27 protein-coding genes are annotated in these 25,552 nt (G+C 61.5%); 12 read left to right on the top strand and 15 right to left on the bottom strand.

Annotation, left to right across the window (positions count from 1 at the left end; all coding sequences use genetic code 11):
• Positions 1-67: 67 nt before the first annotated feature.
• The 4 genes from AAFO90_RS07875 to tssA form a co-directional block, all read right to left on the bottom strand.
• Positions 68-571: a type VI secretion system tube protein Hcp gene (locus AAFO90_RS07875; protein WP_274830727.1), complete on the bottom strand. Its 504-nt coding sequence runs from the start codon at positions 569-571 to the stop codon at positions 68-70.
• Positions 572-650: 79 nt separating this feature from the next.
• On the bottom strand, positions 651-2,147 hold the full coding sequence (tssC, locus tag AAFO90_RS07870; RefSeq protein WP_274830728.1) for a type VI secretion system contractile sheath large subunit: 1,497 nt from the start codon (positions 2,145-2,147) through the stop codon (positions 651-653).
• An 11-nt stretch (positions 2,148-2,158) separates the two neighbouring features.
• Positions 2,159-2,677, bottom strand: a complete 519-nt coding sequence (tssB, locus tag AAFO90_RS07865) for a type VI secretion system contractile sheath small subunit (protein WP_274830729.1) — start codon at positions 2,675-2,677, stop codon at positions 2,159-2,161.
• Between the two features lie 82 nt (positions 2,678-2,759).
• Positions 2,760-3,815: a type VI secretion system protein TssA gene (gene tssA / locus AAFO90_RS07860; RefSeq protein ID WP_274830730.1), complete on the bottom strand. Its 1,056-nt coding sequence runs from the start codon at positions 3,813-3,815 to the stop codon at positions 2,760-2,762.
• Between the two features lie 171 nt (positions 3,816-3,986).
• On the opposite strand from tssA, the gene AAFO90_RS07855 reads away from it, so the two are divergent.
• The 6 genes from AAFO90_RS07855 to AAFO90_RS07830 are packed head-to-tail and all read left to right on the top strand — an operon-like array spanning position 3,987 to position 8,266.
• Positions 3,987-4,826 carry a hypothetical protein gene (locus AAFO90_RS07855; protein WP_347509027.1) on the top strand — a complete coding sequence of 280 codons (840 nt, stop codon included), beginning with the start codon at positions 3,987-3,989 and terminating at the stop codon, positions 4,824-4,826.
• A 57-nt stretch (positions 4,827-4,883) separates the two neighbouring features.
• The gene (locus AAFO90_RS07850; RefSeq protein WP_274833996.1) at positions 4,884-5,318 is read left to right on the top strand and encodes a hypothetical protein; all 435 of its coding nucleotides are present in this window, start codon (positions 4,884-4,886) and stop codon (positions 5,316-5,318) included.
• Position 5,319: 1 nt separating this feature from the next.
• Positions 5,320-5,937 (top strand): MotA/TolQ/ExbB proton channel family protein, encoded by a 618-nt coding sequence (locus AAFO90_RS07845; RefSeq protein ID WP_347509026.1) that lies wholly within the window; start codon positions 5,320-5,322, stop codon positions 5,935-5,937.
• A 15-nt stretch (positions 5,938-5,952) separates the two neighbouring features.
• Positions 5,953-6,363, top strand: a complete 411-nt coding sequence (locus AAFO90_RS07840) for a biopolymer transporter ExbD (RefSeq protein ID WP_274830734.1) — start codon at positions 5,953-5,955, stop codon at positions 6,361-6,363.
• Entirely contained in the window at positions 6,360-6,767 is a 408-nt protein-coding gene (locus tag AAFO90_RS07835; RefSeq protein ID WP_274830735.1) for a biopolymer transporter ExbD, read from the top strand. The genes AAFO90_RS07840 and AAFO90_RS07835 overlap by 4 nt, the downstream gene beginning before the upstream one ends.
• On the top strand, positions 6,764-8,266 hold the full coding sequence (locus tag AAFO90_RS07830; protein ID WP_347509025.1) for a DUF4384 domain-containing protein: 1,503 nt from the start codon (positions 6,764-6,766) through the stop codon (positions 8,264-8,266). The genes AAFO90_RS07835 and AAFO90_RS07830 overlap by 4 nt, the downstream gene beginning before the upstream one ends.
• A 62-nt stretch (positions 8,267-8,328) precedes the next feature.
• On the opposite strand, the gene AAFO90_RS07825 is transcribed toward AAFO90_RS07830, so the two are convergent.
• Positions 8,329-9,825: a caspase family protein gene (locus tag AAFO90_RS07825; protein ID WP_347509024.1), complete on the bottom strand. Its 1,497-nt coding sequence runs from the start codon at positions 9,823-9,825 to the stop codon at positions 8,329-8,331.
• Positions 9,826-10,015: 190 nt separating this feature from the next.
• On the opposite strand from AAFO90_RS07825, the gene AAFO90_RS07820 reads away from it, so the two are divergent.
• A complete protein-coding gene (locus AAFO90_RS07820; RefSeq protein WP_274830738.1) occupies positions 10,016-11,056 on the top strand; it encodes an OmpA family protein in 1,041 nt (346 codons plus the stop codon).
• A gap of 89 nt (positions 11,057-11,145) precedes the next feature.
• Here the strand turns inward: AAFO90_RS07820 and AAFO90_RS07815 are convergent, their stop codons facing one another.
• Together AAFO90_RS07815 and AAFO90_RS07810 are read right to left on the bottom strand one after the other, a co-directional pair.
• Positions 11,146-12,264 (bottom strand): ParB N-terminal domain-containing protein, encoded by a 1,119-nt coding sequence (locus AAFO90_RS07815; protein ID WP_347509023.1) that lies wholly within the window; start codon positions 12,262-12,264, stop codon positions 11,146-11,148.
• Positions 12,261-13,565 (bottom strand): AAA family ATPase, encoded by a 1,305-nt coding sequence (locus AAFO90_RS07810; RefSeq protein ID WP_274830740.1) that lies wholly within the window; start codon positions 13,563-13,565, stop codon positions 12,261-12,263. The genes AAFO90_RS07815 and AAFO90_RS07810 overlap by 4 nt, the downstream gene beginning before the upstream one ends.
• Before the next feature lie 557 nt (positions 13,566-14,122).
• Between AAFO90_RS07810 and AAFO90_RS07805 the strand changes: the two genes are divergently transcribed.
• On the top strand, positions 14,123-14,806 hold the full coding sequence (locus AAFO90_RS07805) for a hypothetical protein (protein WP_347509022.1): 684 nt from the start codon (positions 14,123-14,125) through the stop codon (positions 14,804-14,806).
• A gap of 46 nt (positions 14,807-14,852) precedes the next feature.
• Here AAFO90_RS07805 and AAFO90_RS07800 read toward each other — a convergent pair whose 3' ends face one another.
• From AAFO90_RS07800 to AAFO90_RS07785, 4 genes are read right to left on the bottom strand one after another with little or no spacing between them, the layout of a single operon-like run.
• Positions 14,853-15,635, bottom strand: coding sequence for an ABC transporter permease (locus AAFO90_RS07800; protein ID WP_347509021.1), 783 nt, complete (start codon positions 15,633-15,635; stop codon positions 14,853-14,855).
• Complete coding sequence (locus tag AAFO90_RS07795; protein ID WP_274830743.1) at positions 15,632-16,384, bottom strand: ABC transporter permease subunit; 753 nt, start codon at positions 16,382-16,384, stop codon at positions 15,632-15,634. The genes AAFO90_RS07800 and AAFO90_RS07795 overlap by 4 nt, the downstream gene beginning before the upstream one ends.
• A gap of 9 nt (positions 16,385-16,393) precedes the next feature.
• The gene (locus tag AAFO90_RS07790) at positions 16,394-17,158 is read right to left on the bottom strand and encodes a transporter substrate-binding domain-containing protein (RefSeq protein WP_347509020.1); all 765 of its coding nucleotides are present in this window, start codon (positions 17,156-17,158) and stop codon (positions 16,394-16,396) included.
• A gap of 49 nt (positions 17,159-17,207) precedes the next feature.
• On the bottom strand, positions 17,208-18,017 hold the full coding sequence (locus AAFO90_RS07785) for an ATP-binding cassette domain-containing protein (protein WP_347509019.1): 810 nt from the start codon (positions 18,015-18,017) through the stop codon (positions 17,208-17,210).
• A gap of 91 nt (positions 18,018-18,108) precedes the next feature.
• Between AAFO90_RS07785 and AAFO90_RS07780 the strand changes: the two genes are divergently transcribed.
• From AAFO90_RS07780 to AAFO90_RS07765, 4 genes are read left to right on the top strand one after another with little or no spacing between them, the layout of a single operon-like run.
• Positions 18,109-18,768: a TetR family transcriptional regulator C-terminal domain-containing protein gene (locus tag AAFO90_RS07780; RefSeq protein WP_347509018.1), complete on the top strand. Its 660-nt coding sequence runs from the start codon at positions 18,109-18,111 to the stop codon at positions 18,766-18,768.
• Complete coding sequence (locus tag AAFO90_RS07775; protein WP_347509017.1) at positions 18,765-19,952, top strand: pyridoxal phosphate-dependent aminotransferase; 1,188 nt, start codon at positions 18,765-18,767, stop codon at positions 19,950-19,952. The genes AAFO90_RS07780 and AAFO90_RS07775 overlap by 4 nt, the downstream gene beginning before the upstream one ends.
• Complete coding sequence (locus AAFO90_RS07770) at positions 19,949-21,550, top strand: 5-guanidino-2-oxopentanoate decarboxylase (RefSeq protein ID WP_347509016.1); 1,602 nt, start codon at positions 19,949-19,951, stop codon at positions 21,548-21,550. Before AAFO90_RS07775 ends, AAFO90_RS07770 begins: the two co-directional genes overlap by 4 nt.
• Positions 21,551-21,553: 3 nt before the next feature.
• A complete protein-coding gene (locus AAFO90_RS07765; protein WP_347509015.1) occupies positions 21,554-22,336 on the top strand; it encodes an arginine deiminase family protein in 783 nt (260 codons plus the stop codon).
• Positions 22,337-22,364: 28 nt separating this feature from the next.
• Here the strand turns inward: AAFO90_RS07765 and AAFO90_RS07760 are convergent, their stop codons facing one another.
• The 4 genes from AAFO90_RS07760 to AAFO90_RS07745 form a co-directional block, all read right to left on the bottom strand.
• On the bottom strand, positions 22,365-23,279 hold the full coding sequence (locus AAFO90_RS07760) for a MurR/RpiR family transcriptional regulator (RefSeq protein ID WP_347509014.1): 915 nt from the start codon (positions 23,277-23,279) through the stop codon (positions 22,365-22,367).
• Positions 23,280-23,346: 67 nt separating this feature from the next.
• Positions 23,347-24,159 carry a metal ABC transporter permease gene (locus AAFO90_RS07755; RefSeq protein ID WP_347509013.1) on the bottom strand — a complete coding sequence of 271 codons (813 nt, stop codon included), beginning with the start codon at positions 24,157-24,159 and terminating at the stop codon, positions 23,347-23,349.
• On the bottom strand, positions 24,156-24,953 hold the full coding sequence (locus tag AAFO90_RS07750) for a metal ABC transporter ATP-binding protein (protein ID WP_274834733.1): 798 nt from the start codon (positions 24,951-24,953) through the stop codon (positions 24,156-24,158). Before AAFO90_RS07750 ends, AAFO90_RS07755 begins: the two co-directional genes overlap by 4 nt.
• Positions 24,950-25,432, bottom strand: coding sequence for a Fur family transcriptional regulator (locus AAFO90_RS07745; protein ID WP_347509011.1), 483 nt, complete (start codon positions 25,430-25,432; stop codon positions 24,950-24,952). The genes AAFO90_RS07750 and AAFO90_RS07745 overlap by 4 nt, the downstream gene beginning before the upstream one ends.
• Positions 25,433-25,552 lie beyond the last annotated feature (120 nt).

Below are 25,552 nucleotides of genomic sequence, written 5' to 3'. Positions count from 1 at the left end.
AACTCCGACAGTTACTTGATCACAAACAAATACCCCGGACGCCCAAAACGTCCGGGGCGAGGGCATATCAGTATTCGAATTTGCCCGACTGAACGTTCCACTGGAAGACAACCGGTTTTTCCAGTTTGCCGGTCTTCTGGTTCGTCGACTTGTAGGTGTGCTCGATCGCGGCATAGGCCAGCGACCAGGTTTCCTCGGGGATGCCATCCTCGCTCGCGGAGATCGAATAACTGTCGACCACCACATCCTTGAGCTTCCATTCGGAATAGGCCAGCAGACCTTCGGACTGGCTATCACCAGAACGACACCAGTGCATGATGATTTCCGGACGCACCGTGCCGTTTGCCACGGATTTTGCAAGCTCGTTGGATGCCTTGCCCATCTGGGAGGTCAGCTCGATCTTACCAAAGTTCGAATTCGCATGCATCCGCTGGGTCGAGCCGAGATCGGTCATTTCGACAGCGCGTTCCACGTTCCAGCTGGCGGACTGGATCACGATCCAGTTCTTGTGGTTCTCTTCGGTTGCATCGCCTTCGATGTCCGAAATCTCGACGAACATATTCGCAGCCATTTTCTATCCTTTCAAATTCAGTACTCGTTAAGGCCAAATGTTTTGTCAGACCCTGTTGTGTGCGGCTGATGAGTGGAAATCAGCCTCCTTTTTCTGAGGGCAGTTTCGACACCAGCCGGAGCGAGACAGAAAGTCCTTCAAGCTGGTAATGCGGGCGCAGGAAAAATTTGGAGCTGTAATAGCCCGGGTTGCCCTCGACCTCTTCGACCACCACTTCCGCAGCGGCGAGAGGTTTGCGCGCCTTCTCGTTTTCCGATGAAATATCGGCGTTGAAATCGACGTAATTGTTGATCCAGTTCTGCAGCCAGCTTTCCATATCCTGGCGGCTTTTGAACGACCCGACTTTGTCGCGCACCATGCATTTGAGGTAATGCGCGAACCGGCAGGTGGCGAAAAGGTACGGCAGGCGGGCCCCAAGGTTGGCATTCGCTGTCGCATCCGGATCGTCATATTCGGTGGGCTTGTGCAGGGATTGCGCGCCCATGAATGTCGCCACATCCGTGTTCTTGCGGTGGATCAGCGGCATCATGCCGTTCTTGGCCAGTTCCGCCTCGCGCCGGTCATCAATGGCAATCTCGGTCGGGCATTTCTGATCCACACCGCCATCCGTGGTCGGGAAGGTATGCGATGGCAGCTCTTCCAGCGTGCCGCCGCTTTCGACGCCCCGGATCCGCGAACACCAGCCGTAGGTCTTGAACGAGCGGGTGATATTGGTGGCCATGCCATAGGCGGCGTTGACCCAGCCGTATTTCTCGCTGCCTGCACCGCTGGTGTCTTCTTCGAATGCGAATTCATCCACCGGATCGGTTTTCGACCCATAGGGCAAACGGCCAAGGAAGCGTGGCATCGCCAGACCAACGTATTTGGAGTCTTCGCTTTCGCGCAGGGACCGCCAGGCGGCATATTCCGGCGTCTGGAAGATCTTGGTCAGATCGCGCGGATTGGACAGTTCGGACCAGCTATCCATCTGGAACAGGGTCGGCTTGGCGCCCGTGATCAGCGGCGCATGGGTTGCGGCGGCGATCTTGGACATCTCGCCCAGCAGTTCGATATCCGGCGGGGAATGGTCGAAGTGATAATCCGCCACCAGCGAGCCATAGGGTTCACCACCCAGCTGGCTGAATTCTTCGGTATAAAGCTTCTTGAAGATCGGAGACTGGTCCCAGGCAGTGCCTTTGAATTTCTTCAGGGTCTTGCCCAGTTCCTTTTTGCTGATCGGCATCACCCGAATTTTCAGCATCTCGTCGGTTTCGGTGTTGTTGACGAGATAATGCAGTCCGCGCCAGGCGCTTTCCAGTTGCTGGAACTCTTCATTGTGCAGGATCAGGTTGACCTGCTCGGTCAGCTTCTTGTCGATCTCTGCCACGATGCTCTCGATCGAGCGCAGGGCATCATCTGAAATCAGCCCGGTATTGGCCAGGGCCTGTTCGGCCAGCGTCTTGACCGCGCTTTCGACAGCGGTCTTGGCCTGATCGGACTTGGGGCGGAATTCCTTTTGCAGGAGGTTTTCAAATTCGGCGGAGCCAAAGGCGCTTTCGGCAACTGCGGCTTCGGTCTGGAGTTCTTCGTCAGCCATTGTGATCCTCCTTATTCCGCGTCAGACCCGGCATCGCCGCCGGGTTTCGGTTGGGCCGCCAGGGTTTTCAGCAGGCTCGGATCCTGCATGATTTTTGCAATCAGATCCTCGGCGCCAGTCTTGCCATCCATGTAGGTCATCAGGTTGCTCAGCTGCGTGCGCGCATCCAGCAGTTCGCGCAGCGGCTCGACCTTGGCAGCGATAGCGGCCGGTTTGAAATCATCCATGCTTTCAAAAGTGATATCGACGGCCAGGTTACCCTCGCCGGTCAGCGTGTTGGGCACGGTGAAAGAGGCACGCGGCGCCATGGACTTCATCCGGTCATCGAAGTTGTCCACGTCGATTTCCAGAAACTTGCGATCGGCGACTGCGGGTTGTTCCACCTCGGATTTCCCGGTCAGATCCGCCATCACACCCATAACAAAGGGCAGCTGGACCTTCTTTTCCGCGCCGTACAGCTCCACATCATATTCGATTTGCACCCGGGGCGCCCGGTTCCGGGCGATGAACTTTTGTGAACTTCCGGCCATCTAGGTCTCCTTACTCGTCAATTCCGTGGCACGATGCGGTGATCTTTTCGACCCGTCGTCACACGCCACTGTCCCTGTTGTTTCAATCGTCGTCCTCAATGCCGCCGATCAACTGCACATTCTCCAGACCGCGTGGCGCCATGTCGTTCATGATGGTGAGGAAGTCGGCCCCCACCAGACGCTTTGCCCGTTCCAGCAGTAATGGCACCGGACTCGATGGTTCCTCGCGTGCGTAATAGCCAATGATGCGGTCCAGCATGTTGGACACATCCGCCGGTGAGTTGATCGCCCCCGGCGCAATCCCGGCAGCTGCAGCGGGCGCTGCCACGGCAGCTCCGGCCTCGGCCTCTTCTGCCGCATCGGCCTCTGGCGCCTCGGCGCCCTCTTCGACATTGCCATAGTCGCGCAACCGTTTGGCAATCTGCTGCAGCAGCTTGATCAGCGGATCCAGTTCTGGCCCCTGCCCCGGTGTCTGTTCGTCAAACACCGCAGAGATTGCCTTAACGTTCTCGACCGCCGTTTCAGCCGCCGCCAGCCGGGTCGCGACCCCTTCGGGATCGCTGTCCTGAAAGGCAGCACTTATGGTCGCCTGATCCGGCACCCGCTCCATGTCCGATGGCGCCGTCGCAATCCCTTCGGCCACTTCCATCTCCCGCAGGGAGAAGCGGCCAAATCCGCGGCTGTCACTCAGCGGGGTGCGGCGCAGAGACCGGTAGACCGGTGAAGGCCCTGCCATGCCACCGGGTTGACCGCAAAGGTCCTGAACCGCGTTGATCCGCATGATCGGATCGCCGTCGTCTTCATCAAGCTCGGGGTGGCAGGTGTCCCAGTATTGCTCAAGACAGCCGCGCATGAATGTGGTCACATCCGCAAAACCGGACAGACCTTCGGATTGCAGCAAGGCATCGGCCAAAAACACGGCAGCCCGCAGATCGTGGCTGCGCTCCAGAACCTCTGTCGCCTTGACCGCGACTTCGCGGTAATCGGGATCCGTCGCCTCGGTGCGCTCATCGCCGATAACGGTTTCTTCCCCCGGCTGAGCAGCAAGCTCCATGTCCGTGAAGGCCGGGTCATACTCGAGATTTGCACCGCTTGGTGCATCCTCTTCCTTTGGCTGCAGCAGTACCGCCGGATCCATCTGACCTCCCAAAACCCGGTCAAACGCAGTCCGCCCCGCTACAACAAGTATTCAATCGATACCCATGCAGCGGTGTGAACCGCGCCACTCTAAAACAATAACTTGACGTCAAGTGAGCCTTATCGAATTCTTAAAGTCAATTGTTTTCACGTCCTTTTGCGAGTGGTGGTCATGTGTGCAGACCGGGTTAACGGTGACGATGTCAGGACGATGGTGCGGGAAGGCGCCAAGAAGCGGATGAGCTTTGCCTTCTGCCTGGATGGCTCCAAGGATCCGCTGCTGATGATCCAGCCCGGCAAAAAACCCGAAACCTTGCGCAACCCGGTAAAGCAGGCCGGAGGAACAAACCCCATGGTCTGGGGCACCTATGTGGTGCGGGACGGCGAGATGGAAATGATCTGCGAACAGGCCCCGGGCAAGATGATCACGGCGCTGAAAAAGTTCCTGCAAAGGAACCGGCCCAAGGTGAACGTGCTGTTCTATGATGACGGCGGCAACCTTCTGGACAGTCTCAAACCCGAAGGCGAAAGCAAGGGGCAGGCGGATGTCGAAGATGTCTCGGCCACCGGCATCGATGTCAGCGCGGTGGCGCCTCTGACACGGCGCCTGAAGCGCATCCAGCCAAGGATTGCACTGGCTCCGGGGCCACTGGAGCTGAAACTGAAGCGCGCCCTGTCCAAATCGGTCAAGCTGATCAATGCAGGCCGTCTGCAAGAGGCCGAAACCCTGATCGTGGTGATCGAACGGGCCATCGCCCGAATCGGAAAGGACCGCGAAAGCGCCGACAAAAGCATGCGCCGCGGCCAGCGGGAAATGGACCAGCGCTCGCTTGGCGCGCAGGTCAAACGCGCGCAGGCACTCAGGGCCAATGTTGCCCGCGCCCCAGGCCCGGCCCGCGACCGTCTGGACCGGGCCGTACATGTTGCCGCGCGCCTGTTGAAGAAACGCGATCTCAGCGGCGCGCAATCGGTCATGGACCGCATCGAAAAAGCCCTGACCACGCTTGTCTGACCCCCCACCCGGGCGCAGTCGAGTTTTTAATTACATTTTGAAGAACTGGAGACTTTCATGCCCCTCAAATTCCTGCACGTCGCGGCCGTGATGGTCGCGGTTACGCTCATTGCCCTGCCCCGCAATGCCATGGCCGAGACAGGCCCGCTGCTGGTGGAGCTGAACAAGACCGAAGAGATCGACGGCGGTGGGTGCCGCGCCTTCTTCCTGTTCCGCAATCAAACCGGGAAAAGCTTTGCCGGGTTTGAAATGTCTCTGGCGATCCTTGATGCTGGCGGTGTTATCGACCGGCTTCTGTCGGTGGATGCCGCCCCCCTGCCCGTTCAGCGCACAACCCTGAAACTCTTTGAAATTCCCGACATCGCCTGCAGCAACATTTCCGAGATCCTGCTGCATGACATCACCTCCTGCCAGCCGCAGAACGAAGAGCAGATGGATTGCTTTCCGATCCTCAACCTTGAATCGCGCGCAGCTGCGCAGCTGGTGAAATAAGATGGCCGCCACCTGGGAAATGCTGGGCACTGGCGGGCCAGTCATCGCCTTGTTGGCGCTGATGTCGCTGCTGTCCCTCACCGTGATCGCGGTCAAGCTGATCCAGCTCTGGTCCGTCTGCAGCGGAGAGGCGGCGCGGGCAAAAGCGATCGACCTCTGGAGCGGCGGCGACCGGAAAAGCGCCAAAGACGCAATCACAGCGGGCCGCGCCCCGGCTGACCGTGTCATGACCTATGCGATGGACGCCCTGGGCAGCGGCCTCAAAGGCCCTCTGCTGACGTCCGAACTGGAGCGGCGCGGCAACGAAGAGGTCGCGGGCATGAACAGCCTGATCCGGTTGCTGGAACTCATCGCCATGGTGTCGCCCTTGCTGGGGCTTCTGGGCACCGTTCTGGGCATGATCCAGTCTTTTCAGGAGCTTGAACTGGCTCAGGGCGCTGCAAACGCCTCGGTTCTGGCCGGCGGGATCTGGCAGGCGCTGCTGACCACCGCGGCAGGGCTGCTGGTGGCCATTCCTGCGGCCATCGCGGCAGGGCTTTTCGCATCCCGGATCGAACGCGCAGCCCAGACCATCGAAAGCGCCGTGGGCAGGCTGATGCTGGCCGACGCCAGCCGCTGATCGGATGGTAGCCCCATGATCCTGAAACGAGCCTCAAGACCCCGCGCGCTGATCTCGTTGGTGCCGATGATCGACGTGATGCTGATCCTGCTCGTGTTTTTCATGGTCACCTCGACCTATCTGAACCTTGATATGATCCCGGCCCTACGGGCCTCCGACGGGGCAACAGGCCCTGCCGCGACGCCAACCGATACGGTGATGATTCGCCTCGGCGCAGATGGCGTTCCGGTGATCCGGGGTCGGCCCCTGTCCGGCTCCGAGTTGGACAGCCTCCTGCGCAGCACCATTGCCGCCGACCCTCTGACACAGGTTCTGATCCTGCCCTCTGGAGCCGCATCGACGCAGGCTCTGATCAGCGTGATGGACAAGGCCGCACAAGCCGATGTGCAGCAGCTACGGGTCCTGAGGCTGGAGGTGCAGCCATGAAGCTGACCCGCCCTGCCCGCGCAGCCCAATCCGAAACGATCATTGCCCTGATCGATGTGGTGTTCTTCCTGCTCATTTTCTTCATGCTGATCGGACGGATGGACGCCACCGCTCCATTTGAAGTCAACCCGCCCCATGCCGAAACCGGACGCGATATGCCCGCTGGCGGCATCACGCTGGCCGTATCGGCGAAGGGCGCCCTGGCGCTGGATGGCGATGACATGCGCCCCGAAGATCTGCCCGACGTGCTGAGCGAGCATTTGCAGGATAACCCGGATCTGCGCCTACGGATCAACGCCCACCGCGCGGCAGAGCTGCGCAATGTCCTGCCTCTGGTCAGCCGCGCGCAACAGCTCGGCTTCCGCGATGTGGTTCTGGTCGTCACCCCCGAGACCGGCGGATGACATCGCGGGCCTCCATATGGGGTGCGGGTCTTGTCGCATCTGGCCTGGCCCATGCGGCCATGGCAGGCGCGCTGGTGTTCAGCCTGCGCCCCGATGATCTGGTCAAACAGCCCACGCCCCAAAGCAGCCTGACAATGGCGGCGCAACGGCTGAACCGCAGCCAGGCAATCCCGCAGCAGCCCGAAGGCGAGGCCGCCGCAGAGGCTGATCCGCAACAAGAGGGGCTGGCGGCCAATCCGCTGCCGCAATCAGAGGCGCGCCCGGCCGAGCCGCAACCGCAGGCCCTTGCGAGCTCGCCCCCCTCCCCTGCCCCGGTTCCGGCAGCCGCGCCCGCACAAAGTGCAGCTATCGCGCAAGCCCCACCTGCGGCGCAGCCCATTGCGTCAGCGCAGGTCAAACCGGCTGCGGTTGCCAGCCTATCGCCCGAGATCACACCATCCATATCGACCACACCGTCTGCCGATGTGGCGCTTGCCGCAACCGATCTACCGCCTGCCCGCCTTGCCCCAGCCGCAGAGCCCTCACTCGACGTGAAAACAGCGGCCCCGGCTGCGCAGCCCATTGCTCAGTTCGCCCCTGACACGGCGCCGGTGCCGCAGGCATCGCCATCAGTGGATGCGGCGCAAACGCTCCCGCCCAAAGCTCCGGTTTTGCCCACCGCCGTTCCGCAAAGCGATCAGGTCACCGCCGCTCTTGCCTTTCAGGGCGGCGCACCAGACGGGATCGACCCTGTCTCACTGGCGGCCTTCCAAAGCTTCATGGCGCCCACCGCCGCTGCGTCAGACGGAAACAGCCTGCGGGATGGGCTGCTGGGCAGTCTGGCCGCCGTGCCCTGCTCCCGGCTTCAGGTTGCCTTTGACCCGGATACCGCCACGCTGTCCCTGCGGGGTCATATTCCGGAAGACGGGATGCGGGCACCGGTTCTTGCCGCGTTGCAGGCGCAGATGGGGCAGGACATCACCGTATCCGACCAGATGCGCCTGCTACCGCGCCCGCAATGCGGCGCCCTTGCCGGGATCGGAGAGGTCGGCCTGCCGCAAAGCACGGATCAGATCACCAATCCCCTGCTGGTCGGGGACGACACCCACGCCCGGGTCCTCTCCTATGCAGGCGGCGACCGGCTGTTCTTCGATCTGACCGCGCCGGATTACCCCGCCTATGTCTATGTCGATTATTTCGATGCAGGCGGGCAGGTGCTGCATCTGGTCCCGAATGAAACCATCGCGCTGCAGCAGACCCCTGCCAAAGATCCGCTGCGCGTTGGTGCCAGGGAAGACGGAGATCCCGGCCTGCAGATCGCCGTTGGCCCGCCCTACGGGCAGGAAATCGCAGTCGCCTTTGCCGCCTCTCATCCGCTTTATTCCGGACTGCGTCCTATCAGCGAACCCGCCGAACCCTATCTGGCTTGGCTGCGCGAGCGTGTGACAGAAGAGAGAGAGCAACATACTGATTTTAAAGGGGAATGGGTCTATTTCCTTGTCACCACGCACGCACCCTGATCCCGTCCAGCATCATGCGGAACAGGCAGGCACCCAATCTGCCACCCGTGATAGGTGATCCCCTATTGGCAGCCCCCGGCGGCCCAGGATTTCAGCGTGCGTTTCAAGGCGCCGCCGAACGGATGCTGCTTGGACAGGGAACGCTGCATATTGAGGCTAAGATAAGTATTGCCCTGATCGCATAGACGCTCCCGGTTCCATTGATGGCAGGCGCTGCAGGTCTGTTCTTTCCAATAGCTTTCCGGCAGCCCCTCGATTGGGGGGAACATCGGCGACAGATCGACCACTTCGGCCAGGCTTTTGCCCGCAAGCGCTGCTACCTCTGCATCCAGAGGGCTGGCATAGGTGACCGGCCCTGAATCCGCGGGTCTTGGCCCCGGATCTTCGGCAGGCGCCGCGACGACCTCCGGCTCTCCCCCGGCCTCTGGATCCGTGCCGGAACCGGCCGTCAGCACCGCGATTTCGGTGCGGGCGATCTCGGCATAGGTGCCAGCCGGGTAATTTTGCAGATAGGCCTCATAAGCGCTGAGGCTGCCATCCTGCTGCGCCGCATTGAACATGGCTGTTTCGGCCTCGTCGGGACCTTGTGACGTGGGCGCAGGCGCCGCGGTGCCACCACCGGCCAGTTCCTCTGCCATGACGTCCTTCAGCATGTCCCGCGCCTCCTGGGTATAGGCCCCGTCGGGATAGCCGCGCAGGAACAGCATCAGCTGCACCGGATCCCGCGTCGCCTCGACCGAGCGCCACAGCTGCAGCTCCTCAGTCTCTGCCGGTGTGAGCGCCCGTTCCTCAGGAGCCTTGGCAAAGACGAAGTCGCTGACCAGCGATGAGGTATCCCAGGGGGTCTGCTGTCCCCGGCTCTGCTCCAGTACCGCGCGGCGCACGTCCTTGAACACCTGCTCGACCGGCTGACCCGGCACCTGAATTTGCGTCGCCAATGCTTGGGTAAACGGGCTGTTGTCCCCGTCCCCATCCAGAGCCACCCCACCCGGGGACGTCGCATAAGCCAGGAAGGTGCCGGTCGGAGCCTTCATTTCGGCCAGACCGCTTTCGTCCAGATCCGGCACATTTTCGAACGGGTTGTTGCGGCAGGCGTCCAGAATCACAAGGTTGGTTCGATTGCGCGCCGAAGCCATCTGCCGCAGCACTGATTGCGCTTCGACCGCCATCAGGTCCAGATCCGCGGCATCGGCCAGCGCAACATCGACCGGCAGCAGGTAGTTGTTGCCAAAGCTTTGCACCCCGTGCCCGGCGTAATAGAACAGCCCGGTGGCATCTTCCCCCGCCGCCCGCAGGCTGCGCCCGAAATGGGCAATCGCTCGCTTCATCCCGACCTGTGTCAGATCCGTCTCAACAGTGACCGTAAATCCAAGCTGTTCCAACGTCTGCGCGATCAGCTGTGCGTCCCGGTCGGGGTTGTCCAACGCGGTGACGGATGCATAGGCAGAGTTGCCAATGACCAGGGCTAGACGTTCTTCCGCCCTCGCATGACTGGCTCCCCAGAACACAATCAAAAGAAGAGCGAGACCAATTCGGATCGCCGCAAACATCGCGCGCATTTACTTTACTCCAACACCTTTTCACGCCGTCACAGCATCCACAAAGGATCGCAAGGCCGGGAAATTCCTGCCGAAAGTATCGCCATCCTTGCGCCACACCACAAGTTTCCTGTTATGCTAGCAGCAGTTCCCTACTATTTCGTGCTATGCGGGGAACAGTGTCCTAGTTCCGCCAGGAGTGGCTTGTCCCATGTTCCGATTGCTCATTCTTCCGATTTTCCTCGTCCTTTTCACCCTGCCCCGCACGGTTTTTGCGGCCGATCCGTTCGAACACGGCTGGCAACTGGATCCGGAGATTTCCACCATCACGTTCCTGTCGGTCAAGAAAGGCACCATCGCCGAGACCAGCGAATTCGCGGCCTTCAGCGGGCAGATCACCGAAAAAGGCATCGCCCAGATCAAGATCGCGTTGGATTCGGTCGACACCAAGATCGACCTGCGCAATGTGCGGATGCGGTTCCTGTTCTTTGAAACCTTCGCCCATCCCGAGGCCACCGTCACCGCGGTTCTGGATCCGGCGCAGCTGGCGGACCTGCCCACAGTGCGCCGCAAGCTGATGCAGGTGCCCGTAACCCTGTCGCTGCACGGCGCCGATGTCGACCTGTCCCCGCGGGTTGCGGTAACCCTTCTGGACAATGACCGGGTCAATATTTCCTCGGTCGATCCCGTCATCCTGCAGCTGAAGGATTTCAACCTGATGGCCGGGCGCGAGAAGCTGGAGGAAGCCGCCAATGTCACCATCACACCGCTGGGGATCGTCAATCTCAACCTGACCTTCCAACGCACCTCCCCCGGAACGGCGCCAGCCATCGCCGCGCCTGTGTCCGGAGCCTCGGCCGCGCTGGAAACCGCCGGAGATTTCAGCCGCGAGGCCTGCCTTGGCCGGTTCGATATTCTGTCCCGCAGCCGCAGCGTGAACTTTGCCCCGTCCACCGCGCGGCTGGACCGAACCTCGATCATCTTTCTGGACAGCCTGTACGATATCGTCAGCCGCTGCCCCTCGATCATTCTTGAGGTTGGCGGTCACACCGACAGCCAGGGCCAGGCGGCCTGGAACATGCGACTGAGCCAGCAACGCGCCGATGCGGTGGTGAGCTATCTGACCCGCAAAGGCATTGGGGCGGATCGACTGAAACCGGTCGGCTATGGTGAAACCACCCCGCTGGTGTCCAACGACACCGCGCAGAACCGGGCCAAGAACCGGCGGATTGATTTCAAGGTTCTGAACTGACCCACGGCAAACCGGCAAAAAAGAAAGGGCTGTCCCCGCGGGGACAGCCCTTTTGCTTTCTCCAAGACACTTCGCCCTGTGGCTAGGATCTATTCCGCGCCCCGGTCCAGCGTGGTGAAGAAGGCCGAGATTGCCTCTTCCAACCGCCGCCGGTCGATGGCGGAAAAATCCCGTTCCATCGCCATCTCGATCTTCCCATCCCGGGCCTGACACCGCACCGTCCCCGCGGGGACAGCGCAGCGCAGGGTCGTCTTTGCACTGGCCGATTTCGGCGCGGTCCCACCAGCGGGACTGCTCGAAGCTTCGGATGTCGGCGATGTCAGGACACCCCGCAACAGCACCAGTTCTGCCTCTGCCGTATCAGGCCGCAGAGACCGCAGCTGCGCTTCCAACTGCGCTTGCGCCTTTGGATCATCCGCCAGCCGCTTCTTCAGATCGAGCCCCAACGCGCGCGGGATCACCTCAGGGAAGGTAAGCTCGGTCCCGATCATGAGCAGCAAGTCGGCAAAATGGCGAATGTAGCTGCGTTTCTGACGCCCGGCAGAGGCATAGAGAAGCCGCACCGCCTCATCAATGCTGTCCGCCTCCGTCTCGGGATCCTGGGCATAGGACACGGCCAGCTGCGCCATCTCGGCAAAGGAGATATCCCGGCGCACCAGGTTTTCATCCACCATCCGGCGATAGAGGCCCTGCAGGGTTTCCCCCTTGGCCACCAGCCCCGCCGGAATGGCCGCGAAGCTGTCATCGCCCGTTTCCTCAAGCAGAGCGCGATAAGCCGACAGACGCCGAAAGCCCTGAACCAGCTGATAGACACCCCCGTCTTCCTCGACCCGGATCGGGTTCGACAGCCCGATCGAGCGGATCGAATCCTTCAGCTCATCCAATTCGGGATCCCGGCTGACAGAGCGGTCCCGGACCAGTTTGTCAGTGCGGATCTTCCCCAGCGGGATCCGGTCCACGACCAGCCCCAGTTTCTTGAGCCGCACGAACTCATGCGCCAGCCGGTCATTTTCCGCTCGGATCGTTTTCTCTGCCTCGGCGCGCTGACGCAGGGCATCTGCGTTCTCGGTGATAGCCGTCGCCATCGGACCGCGCCGCGCTGCGCCGGAGCCTGATCCCTCAGCCGTGTTCTGCCGAGGCGGTTCGACCGGAGCCGGGGCAGGGGAGTCTTCTGGAAAATCGATGTCGAAAACTCTGCGCTTGCTCATGCTTCATCCTCCAGCTTTTCCCAGGCGGCGACCGCGTTTGTCTTGAATTCATCATAGGCCTGATCGAAAGACGCCCGTGCGCGCCGCCAGGTTTCGCGCGTCATGTCCCGATAATCGATCTCGTAGATCGAGCTCAGGAACCGTCCCGACTGTTCGACCGCGCGGGTCATTTCGATCGGGTGCTCGGTCATCCTGCCATCGAAAACCTTCATGAAGGCACTACGCATCGCGCGGTGCAGATCGTTGCCGGACTCATAGCGCGTCAACAGGAAGCGGACGTCCTGAAACACCTTCGGCAAAGAGAACGTCCCCGCGGGGACAACCCCGTTGAAGGCCGACAGATCCTCAAGCGCTTCGGACAGCTGTCCGATAAAGGAGGTGGTGGAATCGTATTCCCAGTAGCCCGGCCCCGACGGGATGTAGAGCATGTCGGCCGCAAAGACCGCATTCATCGACTGATAGCCAATCGCCGGCGGGCAATCGAAAATGATCAGGTCATATTCATCCGCCGGTAGCTGATCGAGGTAGCGGGACACCGCCGCAAAGAAGGACCATTCAGGATTGAGGTAGCGGTACTGCGCGCTGGCAAATTCGACAAAGGCCGCATTGGCGCAGCTGGGCACCAGATCAATCGTCGGCCAACTGGTCGGCTTGATGAAATCCCCGATGCGCAGATCCTGCAGACCCATGCCGGTGATCGATCCCGGCAGGCGACGTTCGGGCAGGGCGGCCCCGGTTTCGGCGCCCCGCGCGGATGCATTCATGCGTTCGGTTTCGCGCACCAGATCCCGCGCCATGATACCCCAGACCGTATAGTCCTCGGTCACGTCGCTCAGCCCCATGGAGTGAGAGAGGGTCGCCTGCGGGTCGAAATCGAGGCAGAGCACCCGGTATCCGTCCAGCGCCGCCGCATGGGCGAAATGCAGTGCCACGGTGGATTTGCCGGCGCCACCCTTGAAGTTGGAAATCGCCACCCGCAGAGCGCGCTTGCCCGCCGGGCGCTGCGGCAGCAGGGACTTGCGGTTGATCTTGATCCGGCGCCGCAGCTCGTTGATCTCTTCCAGGGAATACCAGCGCTGGCGGCCGTCTTCTTCGACCTGTCCCTGCGGCAGGGAAGGGTCGGCCGCCAGCCGCCCGCGCAGGGTGGATTGATTGACCTTGAAAATCAGCTCTGCAACTTCCCAGCTGGAAAATCTGCGCAGGGTCTTTTCCATCTCGGGGGAAAAGGTCTGCTGCCGGATCCAGCTTTGCATCTTGAGTGACTGCGCCTGCAATCGGGCCAGGTCTTCGTGTGTAAACATGACTGCTCCTACATCAAAGTGGCATAGGTCCCGTTTACCCAGGACGCTAATTCTGCCTCAAAACCCATTTACGTCGGATTTGCAAAAAACGCAAAACCTATTATTGTTTGAATTAGCGTCCTGTCCCTGCGGGGACACCTTGTTCAGAGGGCTGAAAACAAACACCGGTGTCACCGCTCCGCCGATTCGGAGGCACATGGCAATACGCCCCGTTTTTGGGCCTTCAATGGCGCAGATATAAGGGGACATAAAGAAACCCTCCCCAACCTATTGGGGGACATTTTCGATTGATTGGGGGACATTCTGCGCGTCCCCCAATACCATTGATACCAATTTTCTTATCAGAAAAAGGTTTGGGTATGCCCGACCAATCCGATGGGTTCTTGACAGAATCGGAACTCCGGACGCAAATTAGGCCAAGATACAGAAAAACGTTGAGTTCGGATCGAAACCGACCAACACGACGGCTGTGTTCTCTCAGACACGAAAACACAGCGCATGAGGCAACCGGCTGCTATTTGAAACAAATAGCAGCCATGGCGGGAACGGGGATGGCAATGCTTGCCAAAAGACCAGCGGGTCGTCATGCGGCGGCGATCAAGTACGATGTTCTCACTGCCATGGCAGCATATGCGCTGGCACAGGGACCGACCACCCAACGGCTTGTTCTTCGTTTACTCACGCTTCTGACAGCTCGCTACAACTGGCAACGGGATGAACTCGCTGTAGGCCAGCGCGAGATTGCCCGGCTCTGGAATGTGGACGAGCGCACCGTGAAGCGAGAGATGGCCAAGCTGCGCTCCATGGGATGGCTGGTCATCAAACGGCAGGGCGCGCGGGGCAGGGTCTCTCAGTACGGTCTGGGGCTGGATCGGATACTGGATGACACCCGGGACCGCTGGGCCGCCGTAGGCCCTGATTTTGACTGCAGGATGAGCGGTAGCGACGAACAACCAACCAATGTGGTGCCCTTGCGCAGCGAGGCCAGCGCACCGGCGCCGGATCTGTCTGATGGCACCGAATGGAGCCTCGCCACGGGCCTGCTGCATACTGAGGACATGGCGACCTATACGGCGTGGATACAGGCTCTGACACGGGAGAGCAGGGCAGGGGGCCGCCTGGTGCTGCGCGCGCCGAGCCGGTTCCATGCGACCTATGTCATGTCGCACCTGAAGCGCAGACTGCTGGCCGCTTGCCGTGATGTGGACAGCGACATTACAGACATTACCGTCGTGTCGTGAAGAAAGGCGCCCCCGCATCGGAGGGCGCCAAGAACGGTAGGTGAACCTATCGGCGATGCCCGCCGGGCACCTGACGTTCGAAATAGCCGAATATAAGGCTGATGATCCCTGCAATCACCATATAGACCAGCGCCAGCAGCAAGAGCGGCTCATAGACGATGAAGGTGTCGGAGCGAACGCGGGAGGACACCGCGTAGATGTCCATCACCGTGATGGTGGCGATCAGCGGCGTTGCCTTCAATTGCAGGATGGTTTCCCCGCCAAGCGTCGGCAGCACATTGCGCACGGCCTGAGGCAGCCAGATGCGGCGGAACATGGTCATCCGGGGCATGCCAAAGGATTTGGCCGCCTCCAGCTGTCCACGGGCAACGCCAGAGAATGCGCCCCGCATCACCTCGCCCTCGTACCCGGCATATGACAGCGTCAGCGCCAGCACCGCATAGGGCCAGGCCTGCCGCAGGTACGGCCATAGTTCAGAGGAACGGATCCAGGGAAACTGCGGAAACAAGGAGCCAAGCCCATAATAAAGCAGCCAGATCTGCAGCAGCAACGGGGTGCCGCGTATCACCGTGCAGAACATCCGGGCCGGGGCGGACAGATACCAAGGCCCCACCGCCTGGGCGAGCCCCAGCGGCACCGCCAGAAGAAAGCCGAGGATGGTTGTCACCACGAGGATCCAAAGCGTGGTCCACATGCCCTCGATCGCCAGCGGCATGTATTTCGGCAGCCAGTCCCAGCGCAGGCTGACGGCGCACCAGACAACAAAGGCCGCAAAAAGCGCCAGCATCACGATCCGATGCGGTTGGAAAAATGCGCGCAGGCTGGTCATTGGCGGCCCTCCTTTAGCGACGGCTGACCACGGCGGGCCCATTTCTCAACCCGGCCAAAGATGACCCCGGAGCAGAGCGTAACCAGCAGGTAGAGCGCCCCGGCAGCAAGGAAGAAGGTGAAATAGGCGCGGGTGCTGCTGGCGGCCTGTTTGGTCTCCAGCGTCAGCTCGTTGAAACCGACAACGGCCAACAATGCGGTGTCCTTGGTCGCGATCAGCCACAGATTGGCCAGACCCGGCGTGGCAAAGGCCATCATCGCCGGGATGGTGACCCGGCGCATGGTCATCAATGCAGGCATCCCATAGGCGCGGGCCGCTTCGATCTGGCCGGGCGGGACGGCTTGAATGGCGCCGCGCAGCACTTCGGTCGCATAGGCGCCCTGCACGATCCCCAGAACCCAGATGCCGGCGGCGACCCCGTTGATCTCGATCCGCCCACCGCCAAGCAGCGCGGACGCCTTGTTGATAAGATCGGTGCCCACGTAATAGAGGATCAGGATCAGCACCAGTTCGGGAACGGCGCGGATCACGGTGGTGTATACGGCCAGAAGGTCACGCGTGACCTTCCCGCCGTAAAGTTTTCCATAGGCCCCGAACAGCCCGATCAGAAGCCCCAGTCCAAAAGCACCAAAGGCGATTTGCAGAGAATTTGCCAACCCGCGCAGCAGGTTGCTTCCCCAGCCTGGAGCCGACAGCGATAGCAGTGCTGCGCTGTCAGCCAGACCAAGCGCGTTCAGGAAGTCAGTCACGATAGCGCCTTAGTAGATGCTGGTCGTGAAGTATTTGGAGGTGATTTCGGCGTGGGTGCCGTCGGCAAGGATCTTGGCGATCCCTTTGTTCAGCGCCGCCTTCAGATCCTCTTCACCCTTGCGCACACCGGCGCCAACACCTTTGCCCAGAATGGCAGGGTCGTCTTTCACCGGACCTTTGATCTCGCAGCAGGCGCCTGCGTCAGAACCGACGAAATCCGCCATGGCGATGCTGTCGGCCTGGGTCGCGTCGATGCGGCCGGCGAACAGATCCTGGTTGGCTTCGTCCTGGGTCTGATAGACGCGGATTTCGGCGTCCTTGAAGTATTCCTGCGCATAGGCCTGGTGGATGGTCGAGGCCTGCACGCCCAGGATCTTGCCTGCCAGCGATTCAGGGGTCGGCTCAACGTCCATGGACTTGTCCGCAACGATCACCGTGGGGGTGTTGTAGTAAGCGTCGGAGAAATCGATGGTTTTCATGCGCTCTTCGGTGATCGACATGGAGGCCATGATGGCGTCGATCTGCTTGCCGGTCAGCGACGGGATAATGCCGTCCCATGCAACCGGAGTAATCACGCAGTCCAGTTCGGCAGCGGCGCAAACCGCGTTGATGACGTCGATTTCCCAACCAACCCAGTTGCCGGAGCTGTCAGCCGAAGCAAAGGGCGGATAGGGTTCGGCCGCGATACCGATCTTTACTTCTTCGGCTGTGGCCATGGTCGCGGCCAGCGCCAGCGCGGCGGTCGTCGCGGAAAGCAATGATTTGAATGTCATAGGTATTCTCCCTGAGTTGAGATGATTGGCCTTTGTGGCCTTGCCGCCCCTAGTGGACGGATTTCAGAAACTGTTGAAGACGGGGGGATTGCGGGTTGCCAAAGACCTGTTCTGGCGGGCCCTGTTCCTCGATCCGTCCCTGGTAGAGGTAGACAACGTGATCCGCGACCTCGCGGGCGAATTTCATTTCGTGGGTCACCAGCAGCATGGTGCGCCCTTCGGCGGCAAGGTCGCGGATGACCGTCAGCACTTCGCCCACCAGTTCCGGATCCAGCGCCGATGTGGGTTCGTCGAACAGCATGACCGACGGATCGACCGCCAGCGCGCGCGCAATCGCCGCCCGCTGCTGCTGTCCGCCGGACAGAAAGGCCGGAAAGGTATCTGCCTTTTCGGCAAGCCCGACCCGTTCCAGCAACTGGCGGGCCTTAGTGATCGCTTCGGCGCGCGGTTGTTTCAGCACATGCACCGGCACTTCGATCACGTTTTCCAGAAGGGTGCGGTGGGTCCAGAGGTTGAACTGCTGGAACACCATGGCCAGACGGGTGCGGATCCGTTCGATCTGACGGCGATTCGCCGGGCTGCCATCGCTGCGCATGGCGACCTCCTCGCCGCCGATGATGATCTTGCCGGACGTGGGTTGTTCCAGAAAATTGATGCAGCGCAGCATAGTTGATTTGCCAGAGCCGGAGCCGCCGATGATGGCGACCACGTCGCCTTTCTGCGCGGTCAGTGAAACCCCCTTCAGAACCTCCAGATGCCCGAATGATTTGTGCAGATCCGTGACCCGGATCGCCTCGTTGGCGGCGTCGGGGGCAGGGGGTGTCTGAGCAGCTGTGCTGGCAGCGGCGCTTTGCGGCATTTTTCGCGGTCCTTACTTTTCGGCTTGTAGTAAGGACGAACAATAGTAATTATGCAAGTGTATAATTTGAAATCGTCAGGCCGGAGAGACCGTGACCGAAGAACGCCGGAAATTTAAGCGGGAGACTGCAGAGGCCCGAAAGGCCGCCCTGATCGCGGCTACGCTTGAGCTGGTCGCCGAAAAGGGCGTGCGTGGGGCGACGGTCCGGGCCATCGCCGAGCGTGCCGATGTGACGCAAGGTCTGATACGGCACTACTTCTCCTCCAAGGAAGAGTTGATCAGCGCCGCCTACGAACATCACATGACCTATATGACGGATCTGACCGAGGCCCCGGCCACGCAGGTCACCGGCTGTGCGGTGAGCAGGTTGTCGGCCTTTGTTGTGGCCTCGCTTACGCCGCCGGTTGTCGATCCGCGTTCGATTGGTCTTTGGGCCAGCTTTCTGAACAAGGTGCAGCAGGATCCGGTCATGCGCCAGATTCACGCGCAGACCTATGCCGATTTCCGGGACCGGCTTGAGGCGCTGATCGATGCTGCGCTGCGTGAGACCGGACGCTCCGTCGCGCCGCCTGGTCTGCGCCATCTCGCCATTGCCTGCAACGCGGTGATCGACGGTCTGTGGCTCGAAGGTGGCGCTTTGCCGGACGCTTTTGAGCCGGGAGAGCTGCCCGAAATCGGGGTGCGCTCCGTCGGCGCCATTACCGGATTAGAATTGAAAATGACACCTCAGGAAAAGGCTGATCGGCCATGAAAACAACGGATGTGACCACGCGTTTGGCAGGGCTGGGCGGTGCAAAATGGGAAATACACCTGAAAGCACGCGCCATGGCCGAAGCAGGCGCCGATCTGGTCGAAATGACCATCGGTGAGCCGGACGTGCCGGTGCCTCAGGCGCTGCTGGATACTGCGGCCCGCGCTATGCAGTCTGGCCGTACTGGATACTCCGATGGGCGAGGCGAAATGAACCTGCGCCGAGCGCTGGCCGCGCAATACAGCAGGAGGATCGGCCGGGCGTTTGAGCCGGACAACTTCCTTTGTTTCCCGGGCACCCAGACCGCGCTGTTCGCAGTGATGACCGGTGTCGCGCAGCACGGCGATGAGGTGCTGGTCGGGGATCCTATGTATGCCACCTACGAAGGGGTCATTCGCGCAACCGGCGCCAATATGGTGCCCGTGCCCCTGCGCCCCGAACACGGGTTTCGCATGCAGGCAGAAGATATTGCAGCCCGTATCACACCGCGGACCCGTGCGGTGCTGCTGACCTCTCCGCACAATCCCACAGGGTCGATTTTGACGCCAGAGGATATCGCGGCCATCGGCAAACTCGCCGTGGAACATGGGTTCTGGATCATCTCGGATGAGGTTTACGCCGAACTGGTGTTCGATGGTGCTGAGTTTACATCGCCGCTGGCGCAGGCCGATATCGCGGACCGGGTGATCGCCGTATCCTCGGTTTCCAAATCCCACGCCGCGCCGGGATTCCGCAGCGGCTGGTGCGTCGCCTCCAAGGAGTTCTGCGATGCCTTGCTGCCGTTTTCCGAAACCATGCTGTTCGGCAACCAGCCTTTCATCGCCGACATGACCGAACAGGCGGTGCGCGAGGGATCTTCTGTGGCGGCAGGCATGGTGAGCCGGTTCTCTGCCCGCGCCGAACGTCTGGCGGATCGGCTGCATGCGGAAACAGGACTGACCGTGCACCGGCCGGAGGCAGGCATGTTTGCGATGATCGATGTCTCTGCCACCGGTATGGATGGCGATGCCTATGCGATGGATCTGTTGGAAAACGGTGGGGTTGCGGTGATGCCGGGCTCTTCTTTCGGGGAAAGCCTGAAAACCTGGGTGCGCGTGGCACTGACCATCGAAGATGCTGGTTTCGACAAAGCGCTTGACCGGATCGTGGCCCATGCCGCCCAAAAGGCGCAGGAGGTCGCATGACCAGCGTCGGAGAACAGCTTGTCGCAGATCTGAAGGCGCGCGGCGTGACCTGTGTATTCGGTATTCCCGGAGTGCACACGGTGGAACTTTACCGGGGGCTTGCCGCGTCGGGGCTCCGTCATGTGACGCCGCGCCACGAACAGGGCGCCGGGTTCATGGCAGATGGCTACGCCCGCGTGTCGGGACAGCCGGGCGTAGCCTTTGTCATCACCGGACCGGGATTGACCAACACGCTGACGCCCATGGCACAGGCGCGGGCGGATTCCGTGCCGATGCTGGTCGTCTCCGGAGTCAATGCGGCCCCGTCGCTGGGGAAGGGTATGGGGCATCTGCACGAATTGCCCGACCAGCACGCGCTGGCGGCGACGGTGGCACTGGTGTCCGAACATGTCGACAGTCCAGAAGCGCTGACCCCGGCGCTGAACCGGGTGTTCGATCAGGTACAGAGCCCGCGACCCGGTCCTGTGCATGTGCAGATCCCGTTGGATATCGCCGGCACTGCCGCGCCCGCAGGCGCGGCGTCTCCCCAGTCAAACGCGAACTATCCAGAAGCGGATGCCGATCAGATTGCCGAAGCCGCGCGACGGCTGAACGCCGCGCGGCGCCCGGTGATCCTTGCAGGCGGCGGGGCCAAATCGGAAGCGGCGCAATTGCGGCGCCTGGCTGAACGGCTGGATGCTCCAGTGGTACAGACGGTCAACGCCCGTGGGGTGCTTTTCGATCATGCCCTGAGCGTTCCGGCGAGCCCCAGCCTGCAGGCAACACGGGCACTGATCGAAGAGGCCGACGTGGTTCTGGCCATCGGAACCGAGATGGGGCCGACGGATTATGACATGTACGCAACCGGCACCATGCCTGCGATGGCTGGGCTGATCCGGGTCGATCTATGTGACCAACAATTGCAGCGTCACCCTGCTGAGCTCAGCATTCAAAGCGAGGCAGGGGGCTTTCTGACTGCGCTTCTGGCAGCGATGCCGGACGGGCAGGCGGGTAATGACGGCGCCGCGCGGGCGGCCCGCACCCGCGATGCCGCGCTGGCAGAGCTTGGACCGGAGTATCGCGATCAGGTTGCCGTGCTTGAGGCCATGCGCGATGCGCTGCCGGGGGCGATCATGGTCGGGGATTCAACGCAGCCGATCTATGCAGGGAACCTTTACTACGATCACGACCGCCCGGGCGGCTGGTTCAATGCGGCAACGGGATATGGCGCGCTCGGCTATGGCATTCCCGCAGCCATCGGGGCCGCGATAGCTGCGCCTGACGCGCGGGTGATCTGTATCGTCGGCGATGGCGGCGCGCAGTTTTCGCTGCCCGAAGTCATGGTCGCGGTCGAGGAAGATCTGCCGGTCACATTCGTGGTCTGGAACAACCACGGCTACCGCGAAATCGCGACCTCGATGCAGGACGTTGGCGTGACAGTGGTCGGCTGTGATCCCACGCCGCCCGATTTTGCCGCAACCGCCCGATCCTTTGGCATTCCGCATCAGGCGGTGGCTCAAACCCCGGCCGAGGTCGCCGCTGCTTTGCGCGCTGCGCCGAAAACCGGCCCTTCCATGATTGAAATCGCGGCACCTGTTTTTGTGCCGACACAGGACTAGAATATGACCAACCCTTCGTTTGAGTTCACCCGCGCCATCACCCGCCGTCCGGCTGCCAGCATCGTCAACGGGCTGCGCGCCGAGGATATCGGCACCCCGGATCTGGAGACCATGCTGAAGGCCCATGCGTCTTATGTGGCGGCCCTCAAAAGCACCGGCGCCGAAGTGATCGAGTTGGACCCGCTGGAGGCCTATCCCGATGCGGTCTTTGTCGAGGACACCGCGCTGTGCCTGCCGCAGGGCGCCGTGTTGATGCGCCCCGGCGCGCCGTCCCGCATGGGGGAGGTGGCCGAAATGGCTCCGGCCCTGCGGGGGTGTTACGAAGATCTGCGCGAAATCAAGGGACCCGGCCATATTGAAGGCGGGGACATTCTGGTGACCGGTCGCGAGATCTTGGTGGGCCGCTCGGATCGCACGGATGCGGCGGGCGTTGCCGAGCTGGCAGAGATCGCGGCGGAATGGGGCCACTCCCTGCGCGAGGTTTTCACGCCCGAGGGGGTTTTGCACTTCAAGACCGATTGTTCCCTGATGGATGCGGAAACGATCTTGTCCACCCGTCGGCTGGATGCCTCGGGCTGTTTCGAAGGCTACCGGGTTCTGCACGTGGCCGATGGCGAAGAGGCAGCGGCCAACGCGATCCGGTTCAACAATCTGGTGCTGATGGCGGCGGGGTTCCCGCGCACTGCCGAAATGCTGGACCGCGAAGGGTTCGAGGTCGTGGAGATCGACAACCGCGACTGCACGAAACTGGACGGCGGCATGTCCTGCTTGTCGCTGCGGTTCTGATACCCCGGCCTGAGCCAGACAACAGCGGTCAGCGGCCAGTGCGGGGCAGTTTGGGGCCACTCCAGTAGGCGCCGCTGTCCTGACGCAGGTCCTCATAGGCCGCGATCCGGCGGCGGGCGGTGTCTCCGCCTGCCGTGATCAGGTGTGTCAGCAGGCATTCGAGCACCGCCATGGCGCCACCATAGGCGCCAAAGGCATGCAGCGAATTCGACGCGACGGCCAGCACATGATCGGCATGGATGCCGGGGGCGATCACCTCGCTGTCTGAAATCAGCACGACCTTGGCGCCTCTCTTTGCCGCCATGCGCAGGGCCTGAATGGTCCCCGAGGAATAGGGGGCAAAGGTGATGGCGATCAGGCAGTCCTCCGCTGAGAGGTCGATCAGATCGTCCATCGCCGAGCCCATATGGCGCGGCACCAGATCCAGATCCGGCAGTGCCATCCGCCCCACGTAGTGAAAGTAATGCGCCAGTGCATATGAGGCGCGGGTGGCGGTAACGTAACATCGCCGTGCCGAGGTCAGCGTCTCAACAATGGCAGCGGTGCGTTCGGGGGTCATCAGCCGCAAAGAACGCGCCACGATGTTGATCTCGTTGCGGGCCGCGCGCGCCTGAAGGGCAGCCGAGGGCGCATCCGACGCCTGCATTTGCGCCAGCCAATCCTCTCCCAGCCCCGCCTCTTGCCCGGTGACAAGAGCGGCGCGGAAGGGCGTGCGCAGGGCTTCGAAACTGTCAAACCCCAGATGTTCAGCAAGACGCACCAGGGTATTGGCGCTGATCCCGGCCTTGGTGGCGGTTATGCGCACCGGGTCGAGCGCGAAATCACCCGGGTTATCGATGATATATTTCGCCGCCGCCGCCAGTTTGGGCGGCATGTGGGAAATGCCCTCTTTTAGCGTGGCAAGCAGGCGGGCGGTCTGTTTCGGATCAAGTTGGGGGTTCATGGTATAAACAGAACATATGTGCTGGACCATGCAACAGGAAATCACACGGTCTGCGCAGGCCCACGGATCAATTGGGACCGATGATATGCTGGCGCAGGGCGTGACCCAGACTGGAAAGCGCGAACAGGATCGCGGCGAGGCAGACAATGGTCGGCCCGGTCGGCGTGTCAAAGGTAAAGGCCAGTTGCAGCCCCCCGAGGGCGGACAAGGCGCCGATCGTTGCCGCAATCAGCGCCATTCGTTCCGGGGTCGAGGCAAAGGGACGTGCGGCGGCGGCCGGGATCAGCAAGAGCGCGGCGATCAGCAAGACGCCGACCACCTTGATCGCCACCGCGACGACAAGCGCGAGGGCAATGGTTAGCACCATCTGCTCTCGTTTCGGGTCGATCCCGGCGGCATAGGCTAGATCCGGGTTCAGGGTCGCCGTCAGAAGCGCCGACCACCGCGCCCAGAGCAACAGCAGAACCAGCGCCGCGCCGCCCCAGATAATCGCCAGATCAACGCGGCTGACGGCCAGAATATCGCCAAACAGATAGGCCATCAGATCAATCCGGACCCCATGCAGGAAGGAGACCGCGACTAGGCCAAAGGCCAGCGAAGAATGTGCCAGAACCCCGAGCAGCGTATCCATGGCATAGCCCCGGTTGCTGAGGCTCGAAACCGCTGTCGCCATCATCAGCGAGGTAACGAGCACGCCAGCAAAGACCGAGGTATCAAAGGCCAGTGCCAAAGCTACGCCCAGGATGGAAGCATGCGCCGTGGCATCGCCGAAATAGGCCATCCGGCGCCAGACCACGAAACAGCCCAGCGGCGCCGCCGCCAGCGCAACGCCGATCCCGGCAAGTGCGGCGCGGATCAGGAAACTGTCGAGAAAGCTCATGATACCTTGTCCATATCTGCAACGCCCCTGTTTGCGTCGGAGGGGCCGTGATCGTGGTCGCAGCCAGGACCATGATCGTGGGAATGGTCGTGCGAGTGGTTGTGTTCGTGCCGGTAAAGCGCCAGCGCCCCTTGGGTTCCGGTGCCAAACAGCGCCCGGTATTCTGGCGCAGAGGCGACGTGTTCCGGCTCCCCCTCGCAGCAAATATGGCCGTTGAGGCAAATCACCCGGTCAGAGGCGGCCATGACCACGTGCAATTCATGGCTGACCATCAACACCGCGCAGCCGAGTTCAGCCCGTACGGTTGCGATCTGTTGGTAAAAGGCGGCAGAGCCGGGTTGATCAAGGCCTTGGGTGGCTTCATCCAGAATCAGAAGTTGCGGGTTTGTCAGCAGCGCCCGGGCCAAAAGGACGCGCTGGAACTGCCCGCCCGACAGGCCTGACATCTGCCGCGTGGCCAGCCGGTCGGCGCCGGCCTGTGCCAATGCGGCTTCGGCCTGAGCGTCACTGACGCGGGTTGGCAGGCTCAGAAACCGGCGGACGGTCAGTGGCAGGGTCGGATCGATATGCAGTTTTTGCGGCACATAGCCGATGCGCAGGCCGGGCGCGCGGGTGATGCTGCCCCGGCTGGGCTTCAGGGCGCCGATGATGCTGCGCAAGAGCGTGGATTTTCCCGATCCGTTCGGCCCGACAATGGTGAGGATCTCACCCGCTTCGATATTCAGGTTCACATCGGACAGCACCGTGTTGCCGCCATACTGAACGGACAGGCCTTTCAGGGATACAAGGCTCATGCAGCCTGTGCCTTCTGGCATTTTGGGCAGATCCCTTCGGCTTCGACGACGGTGCGCTCGATCAGGAACCCGGCTTCCTCTGCTGCAGCGCCGAGCTCTCCCTTGGTAGGATCGGTATGCACTTCGGCCACGGCATCGCAGATTCGGCAGATCATGAAAATCGGCGCGTGCCTGTCGCCGGGATGGGTGCAGGCCACAAAGGAATTCAGCCGTTCGATCTTGTGGGCAAAGCCATTCTTGACCAGGAAATCCAGCGCCCGATAGGCGACCGGGGGCTGCGAGCCGAGTCCCTCTTCGCGCAGCCGGTCCAGAATGTCATAGGCGCCGAGCGCCCGGTGCTCTTGCAGCAGGATTTCCAGCACCCGCCGCCGTACGGGGGTGAATTGCAGACCCTTTGCCTTGCACCGGGCATCCACTGCGGCAATGCAGTCGTGGATACAGCTGCTGTGATCGTGGGTTTCGAAGCCGATCGAATCCATCAGGGGTCTCCGCACAGGGCAATTGAAGGGGCAGTAACAGGCGCCGATTTGGGTCTTGATATGTTATGTTATGACGTTTATCAAGCCGCGTAATGTTATACAATTACATCGACTCGGGAC

This window comes from Phaeobacter sp. CAU 1743 (assembly GCF_039839315.1).
GTDB classification, from domain to species: Bacteria; Pseudomonadota; Alphaproteobacteria; order Rhodobacterales; family Rhodobacteraceae; genus Phycobacter; species Phycobacter gallaeciensis_A.
Note: the sequence above shows the minus strand (reverse complement) of the source record. Positions and strands in the feature narration are given on the sequence as shown.

Bases quoted from the DNA above. Each gene is read 5' to 3' on its own strand.
- AAFO90_RS07875 (WP_274830727.1), bottom strand. From the start codon at position 571: ATGGCTGCGAATATGTTCGTCGAGATTTCGGACATCGAAGGCGATGCA.
- tssC (WP_274830728.1), bottom strand. From the start codon at position 2,147: ATGGCTGACGAAGAACTCCAGACCGAAGCCGCAGTTGCCGAAAGCGCC.
- tssB (WP_274830729.1), bottom strand. From the start codon at position 2,677: ATGGCCGGAAGTTCACAAAAGTTCATCGCCCGGAACCGGGCGCCCCGG.
- tssA (WP_274830730.1), bottom strand. From the start codon at position 3,815: ATGGATCCGGCGGTACTGCTGCAGCCAAAGGAAGAGGATGCACCAAGC.
- AAFO90_RS07855 (WP_347509027.1), top strand. From the start codon at position 3,987: ATGTGTGCAGACCGGGTTAACGGTGACGATGTCAGGACGATGGTGCGG.
- AAFO90_RS07850 (WP_274833996.1), top strand. From the start codon at position 4,884: ATGCCCCTCAAATTCCTGCACGTCGCGGCCGTGATGGTCGCGGTTACG.
- AAFO90_RS07845 (WP_347509026.1), top strand. From the start codon at position 5,320: ATGGCCGCCACCTGGGAAATGCTGGGCACTGGCGGGCCAGTCATCGCC.
- AAFO90_RS07840 (WP_274830734.1), top strand. From the start codon at position 5,953: ATGATCCTGAAACGAGCCTCAAGACCCCGCGCGCTGATCTCGTTGGTG.
- AAFO90_RS07835 (WP_274830735.1), top strand. From the start codon at position 6,360: ATGAAGCTGACCCGCCCTGCCCGCGCAGCCCAATCCGAAACGATCATT.
- AAFO90_RS07830 (WP_347509025.1), top strand. From the start codon at position 6,764: ATGACATCGCGGGCCTCCATATGGGGTGCGGGTCTTGTCGCATCTGGC.
- AAFO90_RS07825 (WP_347509024.1), bottom strand. From the start codon at position 9,825: ATGCGCGCGATGTTTGCGGCGATCCGAATTGGTCTCGCTCTTCTTTTG.
- AAFO90_RS07820 (WP_274830738.1), top strand. From the start codon at position 10,016: ATGTTCCGATTGCTCATTCTTCCGATTTTCCTCGTCCTTTTCACCCTG.
- AAFO90_RS07815 (WP_347509023.1), bottom strand. From the start codon at position 12,264: ATGAGCAAGCGCAGAGTTTTCGACATCGATTTTCCAGAAGACTCCCCT.
- AAFO90_RS07810 (WP_274830740.1), bottom strand. From the start codon at position 13,565: ATGTTTACACACGAAGACCTGGCCCGATTGCAGGCGCAGTCACTCAAG.
- AAFO90_RS07805 (WP_347509022.1), top strand. From the start codon at position 14,123: ATGCTTGCCAAAAGACCAGCGGGTCGTCATGCGGCGGCGATCAAGTAC.
- AAFO90_RS07800 (WP_347509021.1), bottom strand. From the start codon at position 15,635: ATGACCAGCCTGCGCGCATTTTTCCAACCGCATCGGATCGTGATGCTG.
- AAFO90_RS07790 (WP_347509020.1), bottom strand. From the start codon at position 17,158: ATGACATTCAAATCATTGCTTTCCGCGACGACCGCCGCGCTGGCGCTG.
- AAFO90_RS07785 (WP_347509019.1), bottom strand. From the start codon at position 18,017: ATGCCGCAAAGCGCCGCTGCCAGCACAGCTGCTCAGACACCCCCTGCC.
- AAFO90_RS07775 (WP_347509017.1), top strand. From the start codon at position 18,765: ATGAAAACAACGGATGTGACCACGCGTTTGGCAGGGCTGGGCGGTGCA.
- AAFO90_RS07770 (WP_347509016.1), top strand. From the start codon at position 19,949: ATGACCAGCGTCGGAGAACAGCTTGTCGCAGATCTGAAGGCGCGCGGC.
- AAFO90_RS07765 (WP_347509015.1), top strand. From the start codon at position 21,554: ATGACCAACCCTTCGTTTGAGTTCACCCGCGCCATCACCCGCCGTCCG.
- AAFO90_RS07760 (WP_347509014.1), bottom strand. From the start codon at position 23,279: ATGAACCCCCAACTTGATCCGAAACAGACCGCCCGCCTGCTTGCCACG.
- AAFO90_RS07755 (WP_347509013.1), bottom strand. From the start codon at position 24,159: ATGAGCTTTCTCGACAGTTTCCTGATCCGCGCCGCACTTGCCGGGATC.
- AAFO90_RS07750 (WP_274834733.1), bottom strand. From the start codon at position 24,953: ATGAGCCTTGTATCCCTGAAAGGCCTGTCCGTTCAGTATGGCGGCAAC.
- AAFO90_RS07745 (WP_347509011.1), bottom strand. From the start codon at position 25,432: ATGGATTCGATCGGCTTCGAAACCCACGATCACAGCAGCTGTATCCAC.